This is a genomic window from Pseudomonas sp. efr-133-TYG-5, assembly GCF_030209175.1.
In the GTDB taxonomy this organism is placed as follows: Bacteria; Pseudomonadota; Gammaproteobacteria; order Pseudomonadales; family Pseudomonadaceae; genus Aquipseudomonas.
On record NZ_JARVSM010000003.1, the window covers coordinates 111,336 to 134,918 of the forward strand.

At 64.1% G+C, this 23,583-nt stretch carries 19 protein-coding genes and 1 pseudogene; 8 read left to right on the forward strand and 12 right to left on the reverse strand.

What is annotated here, in order from left to right:
• Positions 1 to 28 precede the first annotated feature (28 nt).
• The 3 genes from QRN70_RS14275 to QRN70_RS14285 form a co-directional block, all read right to left on the reverse strand.
• Positions 29 to 4,498, reverse strand: coding sequence for a hemagglutinin repeat-containing protein (locus QRN70_RS14275; protein ID WP_285418646.1), 4,470 nt, complete (start codon positions 4,496 to 4,498; stop codon positions 29 to 31).
• A 114-nt stretch (positions 4,499 to 4,612) separates the two neighbouring features.
• Entirely contained in the window at positions 4,613 to 6,340 is a 1,728-nt protein-coding gene (locus QRN70_RS14280; RefSeq protein WP_285418647.1) for a ShlB/FhaC/HecB family hemolysin secretion/activation protein, read from the reverse strand.
• A 105-nt stretch (positions 6,341 to 6,445) separates the two neighbouring features.
• Positions 6,446 to 7,579, reverse strand: coding sequence for an MFS transporter (locus QRN70_RS14285; protein ID WP_285418648.1), 1,134 nt, complete (start codon positions 7,577 to 7,579; stop codon positions 6,446 to 6,448).
• A gap of 99 nt (positions 7,580 to 7,678) precedes the next feature.
• Here QRN70_RS14285 and QRN70_RS14290 point away from each other — a divergent pair, with 99 nt between their 5' ends.
• The 3 genes from QRN70_RS14290 (at position 7,679) to QRN70_RS14300 (ending at position 11,251) form a co-directional block, all read left to right on the forward strand.
• The gene (locus QRN70_RS14290; protein WP_285418649.1) at positions 7,679 to 8,443 is read left to right on the forward strand and encodes an AraC family transcriptional regulator; all 765 of its coding nucleotides are present in this window, start codon (positions 7,679 to 7,681) and stop codon (positions 8,441 to 8,443) included.
• Positions 8,444 to 8,540: 97 nt separating this feature from the next.
• Positions 8,541 to 9,662: an HlyD family secretion protein gene (locus QRN70_RS14295; RefSeq protein WP_285418650.1), complete on the forward strand. Its 1,122-nt coding sequence runs from the start codon at positions 8,541 to 8,543 to the stop codon at positions 9,660 to 9,662.
• The gene (locus QRN70_RS14300) at positions 9,659 to 11,251 is read left to right on the forward strand and encodes a DHA2 family efflux MFS transporter permease subunit (RefSeq protein WP_285418651.1); all 1,593 of its coding nucleotides are present in this window, start codon (positions 9,659 to 9,661) and stop codon (positions 11,249 to 11,251) included. Before QRN70_RS14295 ends, QRN70_RS14300 begins: the two co-directional genes overlap by 4 nt.
• Before the next feature lie 12 nt (positions 11,252 to 11,263).
• On the opposite strand, the gene QRN70_RS14305 is transcribed toward QRN70_RS14300, so the two are convergent.
• A complete protein-coding gene (locus tag QRN70_RS14305; RefSeq protein WP_285418652.1) occupies positions 11,264 to 11,704 on the reverse strand; it encodes a carboxymuconolactone decarboxylase family protein in 441 nt (146 codons plus the stop codon).
• Positions 11,705 to 11,905: 201 nt separating this feature from the next.
• Here QRN70_RS14305 and QRN70_RS14310 point away from each other — a divergent pair, with 201 nt between their 5' ends.
• Positions 11,906 to 12,205 carry a hypothetical protein gene (locus QRN70_RS14310; RefSeq protein WP_285418653.1) on the forward strand — a complete coding sequence of 100 codons (300 nt, stop codon included), beginning with the start codon at positions 11,906 to 11,908 and terminating at the stop codon, positions 12,203 to 12,205.
• A 61-nt stretch (positions 12,206 to 12,266) separates the two neighbouring features.
• Here QRN70_RS14310 and QRN70_RS14315 read toward each other — a convergent pair whose 3' ends face one another.
• The 3 genes from QRN70_RS14315 to QRN70_RS14325 form a co-directional block, all read right to left on the reverse strand.
• The gene (locus tag QRN70_RS14315) at positions 12,267 to 13,838 is read right to left on the reverse strand and encodes a sensor domain-containing diguanylate cyclase (RefSeq protein WP_285418654.1); all 1,572 of its coding nucleotides are present in this window, start codon (positions 13,836 to 13,838) and stop codon (positions 12,267 to 12,269) included.
• 190 nt (positions 13,839 to 14,028) lie between these two features.
• Complete coding sequence (locus tag QRN70_RS14320; RefSeq protein WP_285418655.1) at positions 14,029 to 14,799, reverse strand: aldolase; 771 nt, start codon at positions 14,797 to 14,799, stop codon at positions 14,029 to 14,031.
• A 16-nt stretch (positions 14,800 to 14,815) separates the two neighbouring features.
• Entirely contained in the window at positions 14,816 to 15,520 is a 705-nt protein-coding gene (locus tag QRN70_RS14325) for a haloacid dehalogenase type II (RefSeq protein ID WP_285418656.1), read from the reverse strand.
• A 110-nt stretch (positions 15,521 to 15,630) separates the two neighbouring features.
• On the opposite strand from QRN70_RS14325, the gene QRN70_RS14330 reads away from it, so the two are divergent.
• Positions 15,631 to 16,488 (forward strand): LysR family transcriptional regulator, encoded by an 858-nt coding sequence (locus QRN70_RS14330; protein WP_285418657.1) that lies wholly within the window; start codon positions 15,631 to 15,633, stop codon positions 16,486 to 16,488.
• A gap of 57 nt (positions 16,489 to 16,545) precedes the next feature.
• On the opposite strand, the gene QRN70_RS14335 is transcribed toward QRN70_RS14330, so the two are convergent.
• On the reverse strand, positions 16,546 to 17,211 hold the full coding sequence (locus QRN70_RS14335; RefSeq protein WP_285418658.1) for a ribonuclease T2: 666 nt from the start codon (positions 17,209 to 17,211) through the stop codon (positions 16,546 to 16,548).
• Between the two features lie 165 nt (positions 17,212 to 17,376).
• On the opposite strand from QRN70_RS14335, the gene QRN70_RS14340 reads away from it, so the two are divergent.
• Complete coding sequence (locus tag QRN70_RS14340) at positions 17,377 to 17,859, forward strand: hypothetical protein (protein WP_285418659.1); 483 nt, start codon at positions 17,377 to 17,379, stop codon at positions 17,857 to 17,859.
• A gap of 78 nt (positions 17,860 to 17,937) precedes the next feature.
• A complete protein-coding gene (locus QRN70_RS14345; protein ID WP_285418660.1) occupies positions 17,938 to 18,723 on the forward strand; it encodes a transporter substrate-binding domain-containing protein in 786 nt (261 codons plus the stop codon).
• 76 nt (positions 18,724 to 18,799) lie between these two features.
• On the opposite strand, the gene QRN70_RS14350 is transcribed toward QRN70_RS14345, so the two are convergent.
• From QRN70_RS14350 to QRN70_RS27805, 4 genes and pseudogenes are all read right to left on the reverse strand, one after another.
• Entirely contained in the window at positions 18,800 to 19,015 is a 216-nt protein-coding gene (locus QRN70_RS14350; protein ID WP_285418661.1) for a hypothetical protein, read from the reverse strand.
• A gap of 126 nt (positions 19,016 to 19,141) precedes the next feature.
• On the reverse strand, positions 19,142 to 19,921 hold the full coding sequence (gene rimA, locus QRN70_RS14355) for a S6 modification regulatory phosphodiesterase RimA (protein ID WP_502941589.1): 780 nt from the start codon (positions 19,919 to 19,921) through the stop codon (positions 19,142 to 19,144).
• A 135-nt stretch (positions 19,922 to 20,056) separates the two neighbouring features.
• Entirely contained in the window at positions 20,057 to 20,929 is an 873-nt protein-coding gene (locus QRN70_RS27800; RefSeq protein ID WP_502941595.1) for a methyl-accepting chemotaxis protein, read from the reverse strand.
• Positions 20,915 to 21,991: pseudogene (locus QRN70_RS27805) on the reverse strand (methyl-accepting chemotaxis protein); the annotation flags it as partial. The gene QRN70_RS27800 and the pseudogene QRN70_RS27805, both read right to left, overlap by 15 nt.
• A gap of 574 nt (positions 21,992 to 22,565) precedes the next feature.
• On the opposite strand from QRN70_RS27805, the gene dusA reads away from it, so the two are divergent.
• The gene (gene dusA, locus QRN70_RS14365) at positions 22,566 to 23,561 is read left to right on the forward strand and encodes a tRNA dihydrouridine(20/20a) synthase DusA (RefSeq protein WP_285418664.1); all 996 of its coding nucleotides are present in this window, start codon (positions 22,566 to 22,568) and stop codon (positions 23,559 to 23,561) included.
• Positions 23,562 to 23,583: the final 22 nt, after the last annotated feature.

Consider the following 23,583-nt stretch of genomic DNA (forward strand, 5'->3'; position numbering starts at 1 on the left):
GCTCGCTCCCGTCGTTCGTGACGCCGACTCAGCCTTTTTTGTCGATCCCGGCCTGTAGCGTCTGGCTGTCGCTATGACCGCTGACGGTCACCGGGCCGATGCTCAGATTGCCGTTGGCAAACGAGACGGGCGGCACACCGCCCTCGCTCTTGTGCGGCAGATCCACACCGGCCTTGAAGCCGTCGCTGCGACTGTTCAGGTCGCTGCTGCTGACCTTGGAATCCCCTAGATCCACCGGCCCGCCGCTCGCGGAAATCCGCGCGCCGGTGAGTCGGGTGACACCATCGACCTCAAGCTTCACGCCGTTGCTGCCGGCGATGGTCGACGCTTGCCCGACGCCGTCCTTGCGGCTGTATTCGCCCTGCGCCTTGAGCGTCGGCTTGTAGTCGGTGCCGGCGAGCTTGTCCTGGTCGGCCGGGGTTTTCTTGGCGGTCAGGCTCAGGTCGACATCGACCTTGGCCGCGGTCCGCGTGTCCTGCCGACTGTCCACCCGCAGGTCACCGGCCACCTTGCCGCTGACCGACTCGGCCTCGATCCGCGCGCCGCTCAGTTGCGCATCGGCGGCACTGTTCAGCGCCACGCTGTCAGCCTTGAGCAGGCTGTTCTGCTGCGTGGTGCCTTGCAGGTAATCCACACCGACTTTGGCCCCGGCGTTGAAGCCGTGGTCGCTGCTGGCGGGTTCGGCGGTGTCGGTCGGGGTGCTGCTGCTCAGATTGCCGCCGGCGTTGAGGGCCACGTTCCAGTTGTTGCGCTGCTCGCTGGACTGCGCCGACTCGGCGACCAGACCACCCTGCTGCGCATCGACGTTGATCTGCGGTGCTGTCACCTGGGTGCCTTGCAGGTGTACCGAAGCGCCGCTCAGGGCCACCCCGGTCTGGCTGTGCAACTGGCCACCGCTGCCGGTCTGCGCCTTGTCGTCGACCCGGCCGATGCTGAAGTTGCCGCCAAGATTGCCGGCCTTGTCCAGGCTCTTCTCGCCACGGGTGCGGCTGCCGCCGGCCTTCAGGCCACCGCCGAGCTGACGGCCGGTTTCGAGGTGGCTGTCGCTGGCCGCTTGCAGATCGAGACCACCCGCGGCCTGCAGATCGATGACGCCGGCACTGTCGATTTTCGTGCCTTGCTGGATCTGCTGGCCACCGCTGCTCAACTGCACCGGGCCGTTGCCGCTGATGCTCACCACGCGGGCCTGACTGTCCTCGGTGTGCTTGACGCTGTGGTCGAGTTGCACCCCGGCGCCGAGATCGAGGTTGCTGCCATCGGTGCCCGGCAAGGTGCCGACCTTCAGCGACGCGTCGCCGCGCAGGCTGCTGCTGTCGCTGCTCTGGCGGTCATTGGCCTGATTCAGCGCCAGCTCGCCGCCCGCCTTGAGGCTGACGCCGCCCTGCCCGCCGTCGAAACGGCTGCCTTCGAACTGCGCGTCGCCACCAACGTTGATGTGCACGCCCTGACTGCCGGCATAGCTGCCGAGCACTGCCGTGGCGCTGTCCTGGCGCGTCTGGCTGCTGCCGCCCGCACCGCTGCCGGCGATGTTGAGGTCTTCACCGGTCTTGGTGTAAACGCGCACATCGACGTTGGCATCCAGGGCTTTTTCGCTGCTGCCGTGGCTGTTGCTGGCCGCGTCGGCGACAAGTCTGTCAGCGCTGATATGGACCTGGCCGGCGCTGGCGTTGTACTGGCTGCCCTGGTCGTGCAGGGTGCCGGCGACATTGACGTCGACGCTGCCAGCGTCGAATCGGCTGACCACGGCGTTGCTGCTCTGCTCGCTGCGCGCGCTGCCGGCGTGACCGACCGCGACGTCGACGCCGAGGGTCGGCTGGCCCATTTTGCCCAGCGCTTCCTTGTCCGGCAGCTTGCCGGCAAGCGCCTCTTTCACCACCGCGACCACCGGCCGCGCGACGTCCTTGTACTCGGCATTGACGCCGACGTCCGCCGTCCAGTTGCTGCTGGCCTGGCTGCTGCTTTCTGTATTGCTGGCAGCGCGGTTGGCCACGGCATTGGCGGCGATGTCCAGCGCCGTGCCCGCCTTGAGTTGCGCGCCTTCGGTGGTCAGCGTGTCGGCCTTGATGGTCAGGCCGGCACTGCTGTGCACCGCGCTGGTTTGCGCGTTGGTTTTGCCGTTGCTGTCCTGCGTCGTGGCGTGGGCAAAATCGACGCCGGCGCCGGCCCGGTCGAGGCCGCCGGTGACGTACAGGCTGCCGCCCGAGGTGCGTTGCTCGGTCGCGGTATGGTGGCTGTCCTGTTCAGCCAGCAGCGCCACGTTCCGGCCACCGAGGCTGGTGTCGCCGGCGCTGGATTGCACCTCGCCGCCCTTGATCGTCAGGTCGCCGCCCGCCTGCACCTGCACGGTGCCGCCGCTGAGGCTGGCGCCTTGCTGAGTGACATCGCTGGTGGTGACCGTTTTGCTCTTGTCCTCGAAATGCAGCCCGGCCCGGTACTGCTCGCTGGCCGAAGCATTCTCCCGGGCATACAGATCGAAGCCGCGATTCTGCTCGGTGCGACTGCTGTCGTGACGGTTCTGCGTCGAGTGCACGTTGACGTCGCCCGCCGCGTCGACCGTCAGCGCACCACCGGCCTTGACCGAGGCGCCGGCGACTGCAATGTCCGTGGCGCTCTTGAGTTTGAGGTTGCTGTCCGAAACCAGCTCGCTACGCACCGTGGTGCTGTCCGTGCTGTTGTGCCGCGACTCGTCCTTGGCGATGCCGAAGAACTTGCTGTCCGTGGCGTGGCTGTTGCTGTGCGACGAATCCTGCACGCCATCGATCAGCAGCGAGCCGTGGTCGCTGATCACGCTGGCGTCCTGGCCACCCCGCACCTGACTGGCGCTGATGCGCACGTCGTCGGCCTTGACCACCAGTGCACCGGCCGCATTGATCTTGCTGCCCTGGTGCTGGGTCTGGCCCTTGTCGGTGTCACCGTTCTTGCCGAAGAAACCGCCGCCGACCAGATCGCCGGAATAGCGGGTGTCGCTGCTGCGGCTGGTACGGCTGGCCGTGCCGATGTCGACGTGTTGGCCGGCCAGGTGCAGGTCGCCAGCACTGCTGAGTTCGGCGCCTTCGGAACGCAACAGCGCGGCGGTTTGCAGGGCGATGTTGCCGCCCTTCAATTGGCTGCCGACGCTGCGCTGCTCTTCGCTGCTGTTGTCCCAGTTGGCTTTCCACAGGTGCTTGCGCTGATCGCCCTGGTCGGTCCGGGTGTGGCTTTCTGTGGCGGCCGTCAGCCGCAGATCGCCGGCGCTGTGCACGTTGAGGGTGTTCGCCGCTTCGACCTTGGCGGCTTTGAGTTCGGCGTCCTTGCCGGCCGACAATTGCGCATCGCGACGAGCGACGATCTGGCTGCCGTGCTGGCGCGTATCGCGCTCGGTCTGGGTGCGATCGTAGGTTTCCCAGGTAATGCCGAGGGTGCTGTTGCTCCAGTTTTCACGTTTTTCCTGGAGCTTGCGGCTTTCCACGGTGCTCAGGGTCAGGTTGCGCCGGGCGTCGAGATTGACGTCACGGGCGTTGACATCCGTGGCGGCCAGGCTCAGGTCCTGGCCACTGTGCAGGCCGACATCGCCGTGGCTGCTCAGGATCGCGGCACGGTTGGCATCGAGGCTGTCGGCGACGGCTTTGCCGCTGACGCTCAAGTCCCCGGCCGAACGGATCTGCACGCCATCGCGCCCCGCCACTTGCACCGCGCCGACCTTGACCCCGGCGCCCTCGGCAGTGCTGACGATGTTGATGCGCCCGGCCTGCATCGCGCCGAACAGGCTGGCGTCGATACGTTGCTCGGCGCTATGGCCAGCCGGGTCCACGGCGCTCACCTGGCCGCTGGCGTAGTCGAGTTGGTTGCGGCCGGCGGTCAGGTTCAGTTGATCGCGTGCGGTGAGGCTGCCCTGGCTGTCGATACGCGGCGCGATCAGGTTGATCGAGCCCTCGCCGTTGCTCAGGCCACCGCCCTGGATCTGCAACTGCCCGCTGGCGTCGCGCGTGCTCAGGCCTTGCAGTTTGCCGTCCTGCAATTCGGGCCGGCCAACCACCAGGTTGGCGTTCGGCGTGTTGATGAAACTGCCACCGTTGACCGAGATGCCGTTGGGGTTGGCCAGCACGTAATCGGCCGCGCGGCCGAAGATTTCCTGGGCGCCGTTGATGGCCGACGGGTTGCGGCTGATCACTTCGTTGAGGATCACGCTCGCCGCTTGCCCCTGCAATTGCGGGTTGGCGGCCAGTTGCCCGGCCAATTGCGACTGGCCGGCCTGCAAGGCGTTGTTCAGCACCAGGCCCTGGCGGTCGACGTTGTAGTCGAGGAACTGATTGTGCGACAGCCCCGCGCCGTTCGGCGCCACGATGTTGACGATGGGCACGCCAGCCTGGGTCTGCAGTTGCGCCGTGCCGCCCGGGCCCGGCGCTACCACGACACCGGCGGCCAGGGTATTGGGGATGACCGCAATGAACAGGCTGGCAATCGCCCAGCGCAGTTGGCCCCGAGGGGATAGATGAAACGCAAAGGTATTCACTGACATAAGCCACTCTCCGTGTAAGTTACGGCGTCACGCTGCGCGTTGGGAGGAAGGCCGGGGCTGTCGCGCTCAGATCCGCCGGCTGTTGGGTTGCCTGGTGCTTCATCTGTTGCAGACTCATAGCTGCACCCCGAAGCGCATCAGCCAGGTCTCCGGCTCACGGTGCAAACCGCTGGGGGTGGTGAGGCTGCGTTGGTAATCGACGTCGACCTGCAGGTTCTTCCACGTCAGGTTCAGGCCGACGCTGGCGCCGCTCAGGCGCTGGCCCTGGGCGCCGTGATCGGCTTTGATCCAGCCCTGGTCGAACCCCAGGCGTGGCGTGACCTGCAGCGGCCAGTCGCGACGCAAGGGCAGGCGCAAGGTGTTGCGCCAGATCGCCCCGCTGGCCCCCGAAGCGCTGCTGACCCGATAGCCGCGCACCGCCGAATCGTCGGTGCCGAGCAGTTGTTCGATGGCCGGCAGCGGATCGGGGCTGTATTGCAGATTGAGCTGGCTCTGCCATTGCCAGGCCTGCGCGCCGAATTCGCCGTTGCGCCACTGGCTGAGGCCGGCGCGGTACTTGCGAAACTGCGCCTTGGGCAGGTTGTCGAGCTGGTGCTGGCGATCGTCGTCGGCGCCGAACCCGCGCAGGCCCTGGGCGTAGTTGACGTCGAGGTTCCACACCGCGCGATCGAGCCAGAACAGGTTGAGCCCGGCCTCGGCCACGGTCAGGGTCGGGCTCTGGATGCCCAGGCGCACGTTTTCCAGGTAACTGTCGACATCCTTGTGCGCCAGTTGCAGGTTGGCGCTGAGCTGATGACTCTGGTCGCGCCACAACACGCGGTCGGCGCGCAGGCTGAGCTGGTCGGTGATGCCGCTGCTGTACAGGGTGGTGCCGGGCAACTTGAACGGCGCGCGATATTCGGCATGACTGGCGAAGGTGCTGAAGGTCCAGTAGCCGTACGGAATCGCGTAATACAGGCTGGCGTTGCGGCTGTAGCGGTCGCCTTGATTGAGGGTGTCGCTAGCGCTGAGGCTCAACAAGTCGTTGAGTTGCAGCGGACTGTCCACGCTCAGGCTCAACGTATCGCGGTCGCGCCCGGTGCTGGCGCTGCCGAGGTTGTCGGCCCCCAGGCCCAGGGCCCAGCGCGATTGCCCGGCGCTGCGCGCGCGGAGGATGATGCGCGAGGCGCCGGGCTGGCTGCCGGGGGCGATGTCGGCGCTGAGGTCGAGCGAGCGCAGGCGATTGAGTTGGTCCAGGCCCTGCTCGAGGTCACGCAGGTTCAACGGCTGCCCGAGCATGCCCGGAAACGCCCCGCCGAGGGACACCGGCAGGCTCTGGTCGGCCAGTTCGATCGACTCGATGTAGCCTTCGTCGACGAGGATATCCAGCGACTGCCCCGCCGCCGGCGCACTGCTCAGGTACGGTCGGCTGGCAATGTAGCCTTTCTCCACATACAGCGCGGTGATGGTCGCCAGCAGGTGATTGATCTGGCCAACGCCCATGCACGGCGCCAGCAGCGGTTCGATCCTGGCGTTGAGCTGGGCGCGACTGACCAGGGTCACGCCGCCGATACGCGTACCGCTCAACGGCCAGCACTGCGCATCCGCGGCCACACTGGCGGGCACCGCCGGGGTCGGCGCTGCCGGGCCGAATGCACCGCGCTCCAGTTGCCGCCGGCGCTGTTCCATTTGCAGTTGTTGCAGATCGCGTTGTTGCTGTTGCTGCTGACGCAGCACTTCCTGGCCTGGGGATGCAGCTTCGGCGGCGTGCAGAGGCCATTGCAGCAGACTCAGCACTCCCGCCGAAAACATCCGGCAAGTCGTGGAATGACGACGTAAAACAGCGCGAAATGAATAGAGCACGCAATATCCTTGCAATCAAATGGCGGAATGCCACTCCATCAATTGCGCTGATACTCGAAGCGTTTCGTGCAAATTGCAATACAACTTAAACGCGCATTACATTTCTTAAACAAATGACTGATCGGTCAGGATTGTCAGCAAAAACGCCAGTGCGCTACACGCCATCAGGGTTTCCCCGAGGGCCTGACTGCAGGCGGCAAGCATCAATCCGAGCCCGATAAGCAGGTAATAGAGCAGCCCCAACAGCGCACCCGCCGTGCCCAGGCAATCAGGGTATTGCTTAAGGGCCACGCCGAGGATATTCGGAATGGCCATGCCGAACGCCAGCACCACCAGCAGCATCGGTAACACGAATGCAACATTTTCCCGCAGCAGCCAAACACCGATTCCGCCGAGCAGACTGATGCCAGCCGCGAGCCGAATCAGTTGCAGGGCGTTGCAGCCGACCCGCAATAAACGCTGGTTGAGCCACGCCCCGACACCGGAACCGAGGGCCAGCAACACCCCGCTGTAGCCAAACCAGGACGCATCGACGCCGAGCCGTTCGAACAGAAACGGTCCCAGGCTGTAATAGCTGAACAGTGCAACGTTGAACGCCGCGACCCACAGCGCCGAACGCCAGATTCCGGGATCGCGCAGCATGCGCGCCAGGGTGCGCCACAGGCTCACGGCGGGCAGGTGCGGCGTCCGGGTTTCCGGCAACGCGCGCCAGCTCCAGGCCCACAGCACCAGCGCCAGCAACAGCAAGGCACCGAGCACACCGCGATAGCCGAAGCCCTGCACCAGGCTCGCGCCGCTGAACAAGCCGAGCGCCGGGCTCACCGCCAGGGCCATGCCGGCCAGGGAAAAAACCTGCGCCAGTTGCGCGCCTTGAAAGCGATCGCGCAGCACCGTCTGGGTCACCACCGAACCGACCGCAGCCGCGAAGGCCGCCAGTGCCTGGGCCAACAACAAAGCGGTAAATGTGCGCGCACTCATACCCAGGGCACACGCCAGCGCATACAGGGCCAGGCCGGCGAGCATCGAGGGCCGACGGCCGATCCGGTCGCACGCTCGGCCCCAGGTCACCACGCCCAATGCGAACGCCAGGAAATACACCGCCAAGGTCTGCCCCGCCGTCTGCGCGCTGACAGCGAACGCCCTGCTGATATCGCCCAGCGCCGGGCTGTACAGGGTCTGGGCCAGTTGCGGGAACATCAGCAACGCAATCGCCAGCAGCAACAGTTTTCCGTTGTTCATGAAACACAATCTCCTCGACACAGTCGTCGGGGAGTTTAAAAAGCCCTGGCTGACGTATTATCCAGACCCTGACAAGTTATCGTTGAAATCGGACAACCCATGGCCTGGCTCGATGCCCACGCATCCTTTGATCCTGATCGTTATCCAGCCCCGGTGATCGGCATCGCCTCGACCCTCGGCGACCACGACTCCGGCCTGCACCGGCATCAGCGCGGGCAACTGCTGTATACCCGCCGCGGCTGTACCCGCATCACCCTGGCGCAGCAGTTGTGCCTGTTGCCGCCATCGCGGGCAGCGTGGATTCCGCCTGGCGTCAGCCACCGGGCCGTGATGCAGCACAGCGTCGATTACCGCTCGATTTATCTCGCGCCGCAGTTGTGCGCCGGGCTGCCGCAGCAGGTCTGTGTGATTGAAGTCAGCCCGTTGCTGCGCGCGGTACTGGAGCCGATTGCCACGGCCGATTTCGCCAGCGACTGGCAGCAGGGCAAAGGCCTGCATCTGCTGGGGTTGTGCCTGAGTGAAATGGCCGAGGCGGCGCAACAACCGATGCTGCTGCCCCTGCCCCGGGACAAACGCCTGGGCGCACTGCTGGCGACCCCCGAACGACTGCCGCCGCCGTTGAACCTGCTTGAACGCCAGGTCGGGGCCAGCGGGCGCACCATCGGCCGCATCTTCCAGCGCGAAACCGGCATGAGCTATCAGCAATGGCGCCAGCAGTGGCGATTGATGCGCGCCATGGAACTGCTCGCCACGGGCCGCAACCTCGGCTACTGCGCGTTCGAGTTGGGTTTCGCCAGCGACAGCGCATTCATCGCCTTCTTCAAACTCATGACGGGCAGCACCCCTGGCAACTGGCTCGGATAAACAACTGACGGCCGGCAGCAGAAAGCATTTGCGACAAAATATTACATGCGTCATATTACAGCCGTAATAACAACCTCGTTGCCGCAGGTATTACGCCATGACCCACATGCCCACCGTTGAAGCCGACCTTGCCGTTGCGGTCAGCGCTCCCAGACGTCCACTGCTCAAACGCTTGCTGATACCCACCGTGGGGCTGGCGGCGCTGGTGTGCGCCGGGGTGTACGCCGTGCATTGGTGGGGCACCGGGCGGTTTCTCGAAGAAACCGACGATGCCTATATCGGCGCGGATGTCACGGTGATCGGGCCGAAAGTCGCCGGCTATATAGAAGAGGTACTCGTCAGCGACAACCAGGCGGTGAAGGCCGGTGACGTACTGATTCGTCTCGATGCCCGCGACTACCGCGCCAATCTGGCCAAGGCCGAAGGCGCAGTGGCTGCCGAAGAGGCGCTGCTGGCCAACCTCGATGCCACTGAACAATTGCAACAGGCGGTGATCGGCCAGGCCCGCGCCGGTATCGATGCCGCCGGTGCCGAAACCGCGCGCTCGCGGGACGACAACGCCCGTTACAAGCGCCTGGTGACGACCAATGCCGTCTCGGTGGAAAGTGCGCAACGCGCCGACGCCACCTTCAAGACCGCCCAGGCGCTGAGTGCCCGCGCCCAGGCCGAACTGCTGGCCGCGCAACGGCAACTGGCGGTGATCGACACGCAGAAACAACAGGCCCGCGCCGCCCTCCAGCAAGCCCGCGCCGAGCGTGATCTGGCACAGCTCAACCTCGGCTATACCGAACTGCGCGCGCCGGTCGACGGTGTGATCGGCAACCGCCGTGCCCGAGTCGGCGCCTACGCTCAGGCCGGTTCGCAACAGCTCTCGGTGGTGCCGGCCAGTGGCTTGTGGGTCGACGCCAATTTCAAGGAAGACCAGTTGGCGCGGATGCAGCCGGGGCAACGGGTGAGCATTCGCGCCGACGTCTTGTCCGGCCAGGAATTCCACGGCCGCCTCGACAGCCTCGCCCCCGCCACCGGCGCGCAATTCAGCGTGCTGCCGCCGGAAAACGCCACCGGCAACTTCACCAAAATCGTCCAGCGCGTGCCCGTGCGCATTCTCCTCGATCCGGCGGATGGCGTGCTCGGTCACCTGCGCCCGGGGCTGTCGGTCACCGCTGAAGTCGACACCCGCGCCAAAGCGCAGAGTGCCGACGTGGCCAGCGCGCCATGAGCAGCACCCTCACCGCCTCGGCGCAACCGTTCAATGCCGCGGACATGGCCACGGCGACCAAAGTGTTCGCCTTCGCCAGCATGTGCATCGGCATGTTCATCGCGTTGCTGGACATCCAGATCGTCTCGGCCTCGCTGCGCGACATCGGCGGTGGCCTGTCCGCCGGCACCGACGAAACCGCCTGGGTGCAGACCAGTTACCTGATCGCCGAAATCATCGTCATCCCGCTGTCGGGCTGGTTGTCGCGCGTGTTCTCCACGCGCTGGCTGTTCTGTGCCTCGGCGGTCGGCTTCACCCTCGCCAGCCTGCTCTGCGGCATCGCCTGGAACATCCAGAGCATGATCGCCTTCCGCGCGCTGCAGGGCTTTCTCGGCGGCTCGATGATTCCGCTGGTGTTCACCACCGCGTTCGTTTTCTTCAGCGGCAAACAGCGGGTGATTGCCGCCGCGACCATCGGCGCGGTGGCCTCACTGGCGCCGACCCTCGGGCCGGTGATCGGTGGCTGGATCACCGACATTTCATCCTGGCACTGGCTGTTCTACATCAACCTGCTGCCGGGGATCTTCGTCGCCGTGGCGGTGCCGCTGCTGGTCAGGATCGATCAACCGGAACTGACGCTGCTCAAGGGCGCGGACTACCTGAGCATGGTGTTTCTCGCGCTGTTTCTCGGCTGCCTGGAATACACCCTCGAAGAAGGCCCGCGCTGGAACTGGTTCAGCGACCAGACCATCCTCACCACCGCCTGGGTCAGCGCCCTGGCCGGCGTGGCGTTCATCGGCCGCACGCTGCAGGTGGCCAATCCGATCGTCGACCTGCGCGCGCTCAAGGATCGCAACTTCGCGCTCGGCTGCTTCTTTTCGTTCGTGACCGGGATCGGCCTGTTCGCGACGATTTACCTGACGCCGCTGTTTCTCGGCCGGGTGCGCGGCTACGGCGCGCTGGACATTGGCCTGGCGGTTTTTTCCACCGGGGTGTTCCAGATCATGGCGATTCCGCTGTACGCCTTTCTCGCCAATCGCGTCGACCTGCGCTGGATCATGATGGCCGGCCTGGGCCTGTTCGCCGTGTCGATGTGGGAATTCAGTCCGATCACCCACGATTGGGGTGCCGGGCAATTGCTGTTGCCGCAAGCCCTGCGCGGGATCGCCCAGCAACTGGCGGTGCCGCCGGCTGTGACGCTGACCCTCGGCGGGCTGGCGCCGGCGCGGCTCAAGCATGCTTCGGGGCTGTTCAACTTGATGCGCAATCTGGGAGGTGCCATCGGCATCGCTGCGTGCGCGACCATTCTCAATGACCGCACCAATCTGCACTTCACGCGCCTGGCCGAGCATCTGAACAGCAGCAACGAAGCGTTGAATCAGTGGCTGGCCCAGGTCGGCGGCAACTTCGCCACGCTCGGCCAGACTGGCGAGCCGGGCATGACCGCCAGCCTGCGGCAGTTATGGCTGCTGACCTACCGCGAAGCGCAGACGCAGACCTACGGCGACACCTTCCTGATGATCATGGTCTGCTTCGGCATCGCCACGGCGATGGTGCCCTTGATGCGCAAGGTGCAACCACCGGCCGCGCCGAGTGCCGATGCTCATTGAGCGCAGTGCACGTCAGGCCTGCGGCATCTTGCGAAAGCCCACGGCCAGGCGGTTCCAGCTGTTGATGGTGTTGATCGCCACGCTCAGGTCGACCATTTCCTTGGGCGAGAAATGCGCGGCGACCGCCTCGTAGTCTTCGTCCGGGGCGTGGGTCAGGCTCAGTTGCGTCAGGGACTCGGTCCACAGCAGCGCGGCGCGCTCACGGTCGCTGAAGAACGGTGCTTCGCGCCACGCGGTCACCGCGAACAGCCGCCGTGGGGTCTCGCCGCCCTTGATCGCGTCGGCGGTGTGCATGTCGATGCAGAACGCGCAGCCGTTGATCTGCGAGGCGCGCAGCTTGACCAGTTCGATCAGGGTCTTTTCCAGCGGCAGTTTCGAGACGGCGGTTTCCAGGGCAATCATCGCTTTCAGGGCGTCAGGGGAAGCGGTGTAGAAATCGACACGAGGTTGCATGGTGACTCTCCGGTAGCAGGGAATGTGTGGCTACGTTAGTCCCGTCGCCCGCCGCGACAAATAGCCAATATTCCAGAAGACCAGGAGGCCACTCGAGCAGGTGCGGTTGTGCGGTCGTTGACCGCTCGTCACCCGACCGGCACCAAGCCAGCGGCGCGTCAGACCAATATCAGGTCAATCCTCTTTTTCCGGAGACTTACCATGATGACGCGCAAACTCACTTCGCTCCTGCTGGCCGGCCTGCTCGCCACGGCGTCCGCTGCCAGTTTCGCCGCCAACGATGGCGCTGACGCCACCGGCACCAAGTCCGGTGCCACCAGCGGTTCGACCATGCCGCCGGACAACACGCCGGGCGCGCCTTCCGGTGGTAACGGCTCGGGTGGCACGGGCTCGGGCACCGGCACCAACGGCGGCGCCAGCGGTTCAGGCTCGGGCGCCGGTGGCGGCACCGGTTCGGCAGGCGGCGGTACTGGCGGTGCCGGTGGTGGCACCGGCGGCTGAACGAACAAGAGCAGGCCGTGGTAAGTACCGCGGCCTGCGCCTTCAGCGTTTGTTGGTTGGCTCAACGATCCGAACGCATCAGCTCGCCGATGCCGCCGTCCAGCGATATCACCGCAGCGCGGTTGCGCCCGGCATTCTTGGCCTGATACAGCGCCGCATCGGCGCGCTGGATAAACAGCTCGGGGCTGTCGTTGCCGGCCGGAATAAATGCGTAGCAGCCCAGGCTCACGGTCAGGTATCCGGTGGGTGAGCCGCTGTGCACGATGTGCTTGTCCATCACGCTGCGGCGAATCTGCCCGGCAATCGCCAGGGCACCGTTGATGTCGGTGTCCGGCAGCAATACCGCAAACTCCTCCCCGCCATAACGCACCGCCAGATCGGACTTGCGCTGGCAGCAACTCATCAGCACCTGAGCGACCTGGGTCAGGCAGTGATCGCCGGCAACGTGACCGTAGGCGTCGTTGTAGCGCTTGAAGAAATCGATATCGAGCATGATCAGGCTGACCGGGCTCGACTGCCGCGCGCCGCGGGCAAATTCGATGTCCAGCGAACGCTCGAACAGGCGCCGGTTGGCCAGCCCGGTGAGGCTGTCGTGAGTGGCGATCTGCTCCAGCGTGCGCTGCGCCTTGCGCAGGTTTTTCTCGATGCGCTCACCGTCACGCACTTGATGGATAAACACCCAGCCGAACAGCCCGACGCCCAGAATCACCAGGGCAATGATCACGCTGGACTGAAACGCGCGCGCGTTCCAGCCCTGGAGAATGGTGTCGCGCGAGGTCGCGGCGGCCACCACCAGCGGGTAGGACGCCAGTTGCCGATAGCCGTACAAGCGCACGACACCATCGACCACCGAATTGATCATGGCCGTGCCGGCGTTCGATTGCGGCAGCAGCTTCTGGTAAATCCGCCCCTGGGCCAGGGACGAACCGATCAGCTTTTCGTCGAACGGCCGGCGGGCGAGCAAGGTGCCGTCGGTGAGGCCGAGAAACATGATGCCCTTATCGTCTAGGCCGAAGCTTTCGAAGAAGCGGTCGAAGTAGGCCATCTTGATCCCGGCCAGCAGCACGCCCTGAAAGTTGCCGGCGCGGTCGTTGACCCGTTTCGAGATGGGAATGATCCACTCGCCGTTCTCGCGACTGCGGATCGCCGGGCCGATGTGCGCCAGCGTCGAGGCGTTCTGCTGGTGGAACTTGAAGTATTCGCGGTCCGCCACGCCGTTGCCGCGCGGCAGATCCGCAAACGAGGTAATCACCCATTGGCCGTCGCGATCGAAGAGGAATATGCCGTGCAACTGCTCCAGCTGCTGCACGCGGCGGGCGAAAGTGTGCTGCATGCGGGGTTTCTGCGCCGCGCCGTAACCGTCCTCCTGAATCCAATCGACCAGGCTGGTCATTACCAGGTCGGCGGCCAGGAAGGTGTCCTCGGCCTGTTGCGCCATCGCCCGGGTGAGGTTGGCCGACGCCACTTGCGCCATGGCCAGATCCTGGCGTCGCGATTGCTCCAGTTGCAGGTAGAGCAAACCAAACAGGCACAGGCAGACGCCAACAATGAACAGTGCCGCCGCTTTGCGCAGTGGCAAGCGTTTGAGCGTGCCACCGGGGGCCTGGTGCGGATCGTGAATGGGGATTGGCAAAAGCATGTCCTGGGCAGGTACGACAGGGGCGAAGGCCCGAAACCCTTGTTGTTCTGAGCGTAGTCCACGGGTCTGCGGCGGGCAACCGAGTGCCACCGACAGAATCCCGACCCAGTACGTATCGGCGCCTCGGGCAATTGGATGACCGTTGCGCGCCGATTTATTTTTCGCCTGCCGTTATTGCCCTGCTTCAGCCTCGCTGTGCCAACCGGCGCATCGCACTGCGCAGATGCGCCCGGGCACTGTCCGCATCGCTCGCGCGCATCTGCTCGTAAGCGCGCTGCGCAATCGCCGCGGGCACCGCTTTCAGCTCGCGCTGGGTGGCCATCGCCAGCCACTGCACTTGCGCCGCACGCTCCAGGTAATACAGATCGTCCCAGGCTTCGGCGATGGTCGGCGCGGTGACGATCACTCCGTGATTCTTCAGGAACAGAATGTCGGCAGCGCCGAGCACCGCAGCGATGCGCTCGCCTTCGCTGTCGTCCAGCGCCAGGCCGTTGTAATGCTCGTCGACCGCCGTGCGGCCGTAGAATTTCAGCGCGGTCTGCCCCAGCCACAACAGCGGCGGTCCTTGCAGCAGACACAACGCAGTGGCATGCGGCATGTGCGTATGAAAGGCGACCCGCACCCGCGGCTGCTGCTGATGCAGACGCGCATGAATGTAGAACGCGGTAGCTTCCGGTTGCCCGTCGCCGTCGAGCACATTGCCGTGGAAGTCACAGACCAGCAGGTTTTGCGCGGTCACCTCCGCAAACGCGTAACCATATGGGTTGACCAGGAACAGGTCGTCATGCCCCGGCAACATTGCCGAAAAGTGATTGCAGATGCCCTCCTCCAAGCCATGCAGCGCCGCCAGTTGGAAGCATGCCGCGAGTTCTTCGCGGGCGGTGACAATGGCTGCGCTGTCGAGATTGAGCGAGGCGCCATGGGCGCGCGTGCTGCCGGTCAGGGTGTGGGCCATGGGTTGAACTCCGTGATTACCAACCGAGGGCGTCGAACAGCGGCAGCACCTGGTCGAGGGTGGGCAGGATCGCGTCGGGACGATAGTCCGCCAGCAGTTGGCGACCGGTGCCCCGGTCAATCCACACGCAGCGGAAATGCATGTCGCGTGCCGCCGTGTGATCGAGCAGCGGGCTGGCGCAGATGTGCACCACCTGATCGCGGCTGACCCCCAACTGCGCATGAGCGTAGTCGAACAGCCGTGGCGCCGGCTTGTAGGCGCCGGCCTGCTGTGCGGTGATCACCCGGTCGATGTGCCCGCCCAATTGCGCTACGTTGCCGGCGATGATGTCGTCATCGGTATTGGACACGATGCACAGCTTGAAGCCCCGGGCCTTGAGCTGCGCCAGCGTCTCGACCACTTCGGCAAACGGTGGCATGCGCGGAATCGCCGCCGCGAGGCGCTGGCTGTCCTCGGGCAGGCTCGGCAGGCGCAGCTCTTCGAGGGCCAGTTGCAGGCTGAGGGTGCTCAACGCGCGGAACGAGCGGTGTGGCGGCGTCTGTTCCAGGTGATGCTCGTGGCGGTCGTAGACTTCGAGCAATCGAGCGACGTCGACCTGGTGCTCGCCCTTCTCCTCGAGGATCTGCGCAGCCACGGCGCGCAGGCCTTCGTCCCATTGAATCAACGTGCCGTAGCAATCGAAGGTCAGCCATTGCGGGCGCGGGGTGTTTGCCAATGTCATGCGGGCATTCCTCTTGTCGTGAGGATTTCAGCTTATGGCCGCTCGGTGATAGTGTGAAATTAAATAAATAGCCACACCTCAGTTGCCAATCGAATATCGAGAACGCCGCCATGCTTGACCTGGAATTGCTGAAAACCTTTGTCTGCGTGGTCGATGAAGGCAGTTTCACCCGCGCCGCCGAACGCGTGCACCGCACCCAATCCACGGTCAGTCAGCAGGTGCGCAAGCTCGAAGACCTGGTCGGGCATGCTCTGCTGCTGCGTGATCGCACCGGTCTCAACGTCAGCGTCACCGAACACGGCGAACTGCTGATTCACTATGCGCGGCGCTTGCTGGCGCTGTCCGCCGAGGCCAGCGAAGCGCTGTCCAGCGAGCTCGACCTGGAAATCCTGCGCATCGGCATGCCGGAAGATTTCGATGCGCGGCGCATGGCGCAGATCCTCGCCGGGTTCACCCGCAGCCACCCGCAAGCGCGCCTGGAAACGGTCAGCGGCATGAGCCTCGATCTGCGCCAACGGCTCGATCGCGGCGACATCGACATCGCCCTGATCAAGCGCGAACCCGACAGCGGCACGGCCTGGGCGACCTGGCCGGAGCGCCTGGTGTGGGTCAGGGGGGCGGATTTCGATAGCACCAGCAGCGTACTGCCGCTGGCGTTGTTTCCTCAGGGCTGCCTCTACCGGCAACGGGCGATCCGCCTGCTCGACGTCGCGCAACGGCCGTGGCGCGTGGCGTTCGGCAGCCACAGCCTGACCGGCATCCAGGCGGCAGTGGCCTCGGGCCTGGGGGTGTCCGTGCTGCCGGCGTCGGCGGTGCTGGCGGAGCATCGGGTCTGTACCGACCTGCCGGCGCTGGCGCCGACCGAGCTGGCGCTGGTCAGCCGTGAAGGCGTGTTGAGCAGCCTGCAACGCGGCCTGGTGGAATTTCTGCGCGGTGAACTGGGCGTGGATGGCGCTGGGTTTGCCTGACGCGCGGAGAAAAAAACGGGCGCCTATCAGGCGCCCGTCTGCTTGGCGTCCATCCCCTCAGCGTGACGGCGGTACGCGGATGTCGCCAGCCCGGCACTGGGTCTTCACACCCTTGCCACAGGCGCCGAACTGCAGATCCTTGCCCATGCACACGCGCACTTCCGACAACTCCGGGCCACTGCACACCACGGCGATGCCATCGGCCGGGATCCCCGGGTTGGCCTTGCGGAACAAGTCGGCGATTTCCTGCGCTTGGAAATAATACGACGTGTTGAACGGTTGCAGCTGCGGCGGAATTTTCACCGCCGCGACGGCCTTGTCCGCTTCATCCAGATAGCCCATCGCGCCGAGGCCGCTGCAGGTGCCGTGCTTGGCCCATTCGTGATCGAGGAGCTTTTTCGTCGGGAACAGCGTCAGGCCCTTGCTGGTTTCGGCCGCGTTCAGCGTGGTCAGCGGCGGGCAGGATTCCGGCCAGCCACCCTTGGCGTATTGCGGCCACAAGCCATGCAGGACGAAGCCGTAGCCCTTGCCCGAGCACTGCACATCATCCTTGTGGGTCAGACAGAACGTCGGCGACCAGGACAGCGTCAGCAGGTAGTAATCGAACACCCCCGCCACCGATTCCGCCTGCGCCTTGCTCGACTGCGACTGGCGCGCCGAACTGATGCCGATGCTGCCGGCCGTCAGCGCAATCAGCGCCAGAATTGTAAACAGCTTTTTCATGTACCCGCTCCTTGGGACGCCTGCGTCCGTGGTTTTCGTTCCTGACCAGACGTGGTCAGGGCTGATTTCGACACGCTTGTGTTGCAAGCGCATGACGCAAGGCAACGCTGTACGCCGTTGAAAGGTCTACGATTAACAGGCAGCCATCCAACACAGGGAACTGAAATGAGTAAAGCAGACGAACTCGCCGCGAAGCTCAAGCAAACCCACCACAGCCACGCGGACGACATCACCTGCGCGGAACTGGAGATCGATTGCTGGCCGGCGCAGGTCTACGACCTGTACCACCGCATCGAGGCGTGGCTGCAGCCAGTGACCGAAGTCGGCCTGAAGATCCGCCGTAATCCGACCCACGTCTGCGAACGTTCGCCCGATGGCCAGAGCCATAATTACGCCATCGATCAACTGGTGATCGAGGCCAACCACCACAGCCTGACCTTCGATCCCATCGCGCGGTTTACCGAGGATGGCGCCGGACGCGTGCAGATCACCCTGGCGGATCGCAACACCTATCTGTTGCGCACCGTCGACGAACACCACGAAAGCCATTGGTGGATGCAGACCCTTGAAACCGGCCAGCAACTGGATGCCATCGCCCTGACCGAAAACAATCTGTTGCAGGTGGTGCAGGAAGGCTTGGGCCTGTAGCCCGTTGCGTTACCCATAGGGATCGGCGCCGGGAACGTGGTTAACTTCCCGCTCCGCCCCTCTGGAAGCCCGACAGATATGCACATGATAAAAAACCCGATCGTGCTCGGAACATTGCTGGCCATCGCGGTGAACGCGCAGGCCGCCGAGTCCTCGTCGCACCTGGACACCATTCAGCAAAACGGCCAGTTGCGCGTCTGCACCACCGGCGACTACAAGCCCTACACCTTCAAGCGCGACGACGGCGACTACGAAGGCATCGACATCAGCATGGCGCGCTCGCTGGCCGGCAGCCTGGGGGTCAAGGTCGAGTGGGTGCCGACCACCTGGAAAACCCTCATGCCAGACATGCAGGCCGGCCGCTGCGACATCGCCATGGGCGGGATTTCGGTGACCCTGGAACGACAGAAAAAAGCCTTTTTCAGCAACACCCTCGACGTCGACGGCAAGATCCCGCTGGTGCGCTGCGCCGACCAGGACAAGTACCAGAGCATCGCGCAGATCAATCAGCCCGGCGTACGCCTGGTGGAACCGGCCGGCGGCACCAACGAGGCGTTCGTCCACGCCTTCCTGCCCAAGGCGCAACTGGCCCTGCACGACAACGTGACGATCTTCCAGCAACTGCTCGACAACAAGGCCGACGTGATGATCACCGACGCCTCTGAAGCGCTGTACCAGCAGAAACTCAAACCGGGGTTGTGCGCGGTCAATCCGCAACAGTTCATGCAATACGGGGAAAAGGCCTACCTGCTGCCGCGCGATGACAACAGCTGGAAGCTGTACGTCGACCAGTGGCTGCACCTGAGCAAAGTCACCGGCCAGTATCAGAAGGTGCTGGGTGAGTGGCTGGCGCTGCCGCAATGAACAATGCCGCTGGCGAGGGCATGGCTGCCTCGCCAGCGGCATTGCGTAGCTGCTCCAGCGGTGGCGCCCGCCCCTATCAGTCGTCGTGGAGCATGCCGGAACTGTACTGATTCAGGCTGCTGCCAATGCTGTTGCCGCCAAACCTGAGGGTGGTCGCATTACTGCGCCCTTGCGGCGACTGACAATCGGTAGAAAAACAAGCGCTGGTGGTCAAGCCGCCGGAGCCCGAACAGGCACTCAACACCGAGACAGCGGCAGCGATCAACAGCACTTTGACGACATGGGCACGCATGGCACGGCTCCCCAGAGGATGAACGGCGGCATTCTTGTCCGCCCATCCTAGGCCCTCGCCGCGCCACACAGGATGAAACCGCTGCGGCCGACAGCAGCGGTTCAGGTTCGCCCGTGCGGGGCATCGTCAGATCGGTTGCCAGGCTTGCGCAGGAATCTGCGCCATCGCCTCGAACGCCGGTTTGGCGAACCAGTAGCCCTGCATCAGGTAGATACCGCAATCGGCGAGAAAGTCGCGTTCCTCCGGGTGCTCGATACCCTCGGCAATGATCTCGATGCCCAAATCGGTACACATGCCCACCACGCCCCGCACAATCGCCTGACGCACCCGGTCGCGGTGAATGTCGCGAATCAGCGCCATGTCCAGCTTGATCAGATCCGGTTGAAAGTCCGCCAGCAGGTTCAGGCCCGAGTAGCCGGCGCCGAAGTCATCGATGGCGGTCTTGAAGCCGAACTCGCGGTACTCGCGCAGGATGTTCATCAGGTGCTTGTTGCTTTCCACGTGCTCGCCCTCGACCGCTTCGAAGATCAGCCGATCCAGCGGGAACGCATGCGCGCGGGCCGCCTCCAGCGTGCTGCGAATGCACAGGTCGGGGCGATACACCGCGTTGGGCAGGAAGTTGATCGAGAGAAACCCGGTGAGCCCCAACTGCGCGGCCGTGGAGATTGCTCGCACGCGGCACAGTTGATCGAACCGATAGCGGTTCTGGTCATCGACCTGTTCCAGCACCGACAACGCCCCTTCGCCCTGCACGCCGCGGACCAACGCCTCGTGGGCGAAGGTCGATTGATTACGCACATCCACAATCGGCTGGAACGCGAAGGAGAACGCCATGTCGGCCTCGCCTTTTTGCCGGCACCCGTGGCACCCCCCGCTGGGCTGGGGGGAAATTGGAATATTGGTCATGACGCCCCCTGAGAGCGGGTTGCAACCTTCCATGGCCCAGATAATGACAGCACGGAACAAGTGACCGCCGCCCGGCGGTACCCCGCTTATACAGGCTGACCGATCCGGTCAGCCCAAGTTCATTGCAAAACGCCATCAGATACGAAAATGCGCGGTCATGCGCTGCAAGTCCTGCCCCAGCGCCGCCAGTTCAAGGGTCGCGGTAGCACTTTCTTCGCTGGCCACGGCCGACTGATCGGCGACATCGCGCACACTGACGATGCTGCGATTGATCTCATCGGCCACGGCGCTCTGCTGCTCGGCAGCGGCGGAAATCTGCAGGCTCATTTGCTGGATCGTGCCGATCGAATGATTGATCTCAGTGATCGCCTGCTCGGCCTTCTGCGCCAGCACCACGGTGTCCAGCGTGCGCTCGCGGCTGGCCGTCATCAGTGTAGAAGCTGCTTGCGTGCCCTGTTGCAGCGTGACGATCAGCGCTTCGATCTCCTTGGTCGAATCCTGCGTGCGTTGCGCCAGCGAACGCACTTCATCGGCGACCACCGCAAAACCGCGTCCCTGCTCACCCGCTCGCGCCGCTTCAATCGCCGCGTTCAGCGCCAACAGATTGGTCTGCTCGGCGACAGCCTTGATCACATCGATGACCTTGCCAATCTGCTCGCTGTCCTGGGACAACACGTTCATCGCCCCGCCCAACTCCTCGATGGCCACCGACAGCTCGCTGATCTGCAACGTGGCCTGCTTGACCACCGCGCTGCCTTGGCGCGCCTGCTGATCGGCCAGTGTCGCGGCAGCGGAGGCGTCGGTGGTGTTGCGCGCCACCTCCTGCACCGTCGACGCCATTTCGTGCATCGCCGTGGCGACCTGGTCCACCTCGACCTTCTGCTGGCGCACACCGGCGCTGGTCTGCTCGCTCATCGCCGAGAGCTTCTCGGCCGACGTGGAAATATGCGTCACCCCGTTCCCGATCCCCTGCACCAGCGTGTTCAGGCTTTGCGCCATGTCCTGCATCGCATTCTGCAGATCGCCCAACTCATCCTTGCGGCTGGATTTGGCCTGTACCGTCAGATCGCCCTTGGCAATCCGGCGTGCCAACTCCACCGTCAGCGCCAGTGGCGCGGTGATCTGCCGCGAGATCAGCACCGCCGCCAACAGACCGATCACCAGCGCCAGCACGGTCAGCACGGCAATCTGGATAAAGGCGCGATGTTGGTCCTCACGCGCCAGGCGCTGCTGGGTGTCCATCAGGCCGGTCATGATGCTGTCCATCGCCTGGCTCTGTTGATCGACCTGCTGGCGCAGGCTCTGCTTCTGCTCGAACAGCGCCGCCACCTGCACCAGCACGTCGCGATAACGGCGGATGCCGGCCTGCGCTTCCTCCAGCTGACCCGACAGCGCGGCCGGCAACGCACTGCGCGCCTTGTTCATGTCGGCGAGAAACGCATCGGTGGTGTCCAGCAGCACCTGCTTGTTGGCCTCGCTCGGCACCGCGATGTAACGACGCAGCATCAGACGAAACATCGTCATGCCGTTGCGCAGATCCGCCACCGTACGCAGGTCCGCCACGCGCGCAGCGTCGGCAGACGCCAGCGCACTGGCCGTGGCGCTCTCGAACAGCCTGTTGAAGGTCTCGGCATATTTATCCGACATCGCCCCCAGCGGTTTCAGGGCATCGGCCGTCGCCTTGTCCGCCTCGATAAGACGTTTTACGCGTTGATCGTAGGCCACCGTGGTGTCCTGCAATTGCTTCAACGCTTGCTGGTTTTCCGCCCGCTTCAGGGTTTGCAATGCCTTGCCAATCAAACCCTGCAACACACTGAGCTGCGACTGATAAGCCTCGGCAAACGCCCCATCCGCCGCCGCTTCGTATTGCTTCTCGGATAGACGCATGTCCTGCGTCGCATCGTTGAGCGTGCCGATCAGACGCGTGGTGTCCAGGCGATCCACCAGCACATTGCTGCTGCTATAACCGATGAAGGCCACCGCCACCACCGCCAACAAAAGCACAGCAAAACCGCCGCCCAACTTGCGGGAAACCTTGATGTTGCCGAGGAAATTCGATGTTTCTGCCATGTTCAGCCTCTAACGTCCCGGCGCGGTCACACGCCAGGCACAAAAAAATGGATCTCAGGCAACCGCCGTTGCCGCTGACATTCGGGATCGTCGTCCTGGGCGAGTAGCGGGCAGTTCCCACTGTCCCGGCTGCAACAGGCTGATGCGCAAAGCCGTACCGACGACGCACACATCAGCGGACAAATCCGCCGGCGCAGAGCAACAACGCAGGGAGATTTATCGTTTCAGCAAAGGTGTTGGGAATGGATGCTATAAATTCCGGGAAAAGTTGTACAACTTTATATTTTTGTACAATCGTTGAACTATTTCGCACACATGATGACGCAATGCCATCATTTTTTATGACGCATCGCTATCAGGGCCAAAACAGGCTGAGAATCACAGTGTTGAGCGGCTTTTTTGGCCATTACCGTAACGCCCTCCGCGACCATCTGCCTGTTTGAAGCCAAGTAGAAATGGGGACTTTTCCAAGCTGCAGCCCCGCCAGCACACCACTCAGAGACCCCCGCCCCCCACCTCACCATTCCTGATAAACTCCCCCACCTTCCCAGCCCCACCCAATCCAGAACCGCCCATGTCCCCTATCACCGCCACACCCGCCCCACTCTCCCGCCGCTTCTCCGTCGCCCCGATGATGGACTGGACCGACCGCCATTGCCGTTTCTTCCTACGCCTGCTGTCGAAGAACGCCCTGCTCTATACCGAAATGGTCACCACGGGTGCACTGCTCAACGGCGATCACGAGCGTTTCCTGCGTCACAACGAAGCCGAGCATCCGCTGGCGTTGCAGTTGGGCGGGAGTGTGCCGCTGGATCTGGCTGCTTGCGCGCGCATGGCCCAGGCGCATGGTTATGACGAGGTGAATCTGAATGTGGGCTGCCCGAGTGATCGGGTGCAGAACAACATGATCGGTGCGTGCCTGATGGGGCATCCGCAGTTGGTGGCCGATTGTGTGAAGGCGATGCGTGATGAAGTGTCGATTCCGGTGACGGTGAAGCATCGGATCGGCATCAATGGGCGCGACAGTTACGCCGAGTTGTGTGATTTCGTCGGGACGGTGCGGGATGCCGGGTGCACCAGTTTTACCGTGCATGCGCGGATTGCGATTCTGGAGGGCTTGTCGCCGAAGGAGAATCGCGACATTCCACCGTTGCGCTATGACGTGGCGGCGCAGTTGAAGGCGGATTTTCCGGAGCTGGAGATTGTCTTGAACGGCGGGATCAAGACGCTGGAGGCCTGCCATGAGCATTTGCAGACCTTTGACGGGGTGATGCTCGGACGTGAGGCTTATCACAATCCGTACTTGCTGGCGCAGGTGGATCAGCAGTTGTTCGGCAGCACCGCGCCGGTGATCAGCCGCGCCGAGGCGCTGGCGCAGTTGCGGCCTTATATTGCCGAGCATTTGCAGGCCGGTGGTGCGATGCATCACATCACGCGGCATGTGCTGGGGCTGGGCATCGGGTTCCCGGGGGCGCGCAAATTCCGCCAGTTGTTGTCGGTGGATATTCACAAGGCCAAGGATCCGCTGGCGCTGCTGGATCAGGCTGCCGAGTTGCTTGAAGGCCGTTGATTGACGGTTTGACGGTGCGGGC

What these genes read in the sequence shown, in the direction of transcription:
- QRN70_RS14275 (WP_285418646.1), bottom strand. Translation starts at nt 4,498, where the DNA reads ATGTCAGTGAATACCTTTGCGTTTCATCTATCCCCTCGGGGCCAACTG.
- QRN70_RS14285 (WP_285418648.1), bottom strand. Translation starts at nt 7,579, where the DNA reads ATGAACAACGGAAAACTGTTGCTGCTGGCGATTGCGTTGCTGATGTTC.
- QRN70_RS14290 (WP_285418649.1), top strand. Translation starts at nt 7,679, where the DNA reads ATGGCCTGGCTCGATGCCCACGCATCCTTTGATCCTGATCGTTATCCA.
- QRN70_RS14295 (WP_285418650.1), top strand. Translation starts at nt 8,541, where the DNA reads ATGACCCACATGCCCACCGTTGAAGCCGACCTTGCCGTTGCGGTCAGC.
- QRN70_RS14300 (WP_285418651.1), top strand. Translation starts at nt 9,659, where the DNA reads ATGAGCAGCACCCTCACCGCCTCGGCGCAACCGTTCAATGCCGCGGAC.
- QRN70_RS14305 (WP_285418652.1), bottom strand. Translation starts at nt 11,704, where the DNA reads ATGCAACCTCGTGTCGATTTCTACACCGCTTCCCCTGACGCCCTGAAA.
- QRN70_RS14310 (WP_285418653.1), top strand. Translation starts at nt 11,906, where the DNA reads ATGATGACGCGCAAACTCACTTCGCTCCTGCTGGCCGGCCTGCTCGCC.
- QRN70_RS14320 (WP_285418655.1), bottom strand. Translation starts at nt 14,799, where the DNA reads ATGGCCCACACCCTGACCGGCAGCACGCGCGCCCATGGCGCCTCGCTC.
- QRN70_RS14325 (WP_285418656.1), bottom strand. Translation starts at nt 15,520, where the DNA reads ATGACATTGGCAAACACCCCGCGCCCGCAATGGCTGACCTTCGATTGC.
- QRN70_RS14330 (WP_285418657.1), top strand. Translation starts at nt 15,631, where the DNA reads ATGCTTGACCTGGAATTGCTGAAAACCTTTGTCTGCGTGGTCGATGAA.
- QRN70_RS14335 (WP_285418658.1), bottom strand. Translation starts at nt 17,211, where the DNA reads ATGAAAAAGCTGTTTACAATTCTGGCGCTGATTGCGCTGACGGCCGGC.
- QRN70_RS14340 (WP_285418659.1), top strand. Translation starts at nt 17,377, where the DNA reads ATGAGTAAAGCAGACGAACTCGCCGCGAAGCTCAAGCAAACCCACCAC.
- QRN70_RS14345 (WP_285418660.1), top strand. Translation starts at nt 17,938, where the DNA reads ATGCACATGATAAAAAACCCGATCGTGCTCGGAACATTGCTGGCCATC.
- QRN70_RS14350 (WP_285418661.1), bottom strand. Translation starts at nt 19,015, where the DNA reads ATGCGTGCCCATGTCGTCAAAGTGCTGTTGATCGCTGCCGCTGTCTCG.
- rimA (WP_502941589.1), bottom strand. Translation starts at nt 19,921, where the DNA reads ATGACCAATATTCCAATTTCCCCCCAGCCCAGCGGGGGGTGCCACGGG.
- QRN70_RS27800 (WP_502941595.1), bottom strand. Translation starts at nt 20,929, where the DNA reads ATGCAGGACATGGCGCAAAGCCTGAACACGCTGGTGCAGGGGATCGGG.
- dusA (WP_285418664.1), top strand. Translation starts at nt 22,566, where the DNA reads ATGTCCCCTATCACCGCCACACCCGCCCCACTCTCCCGCCGCTTCTCC.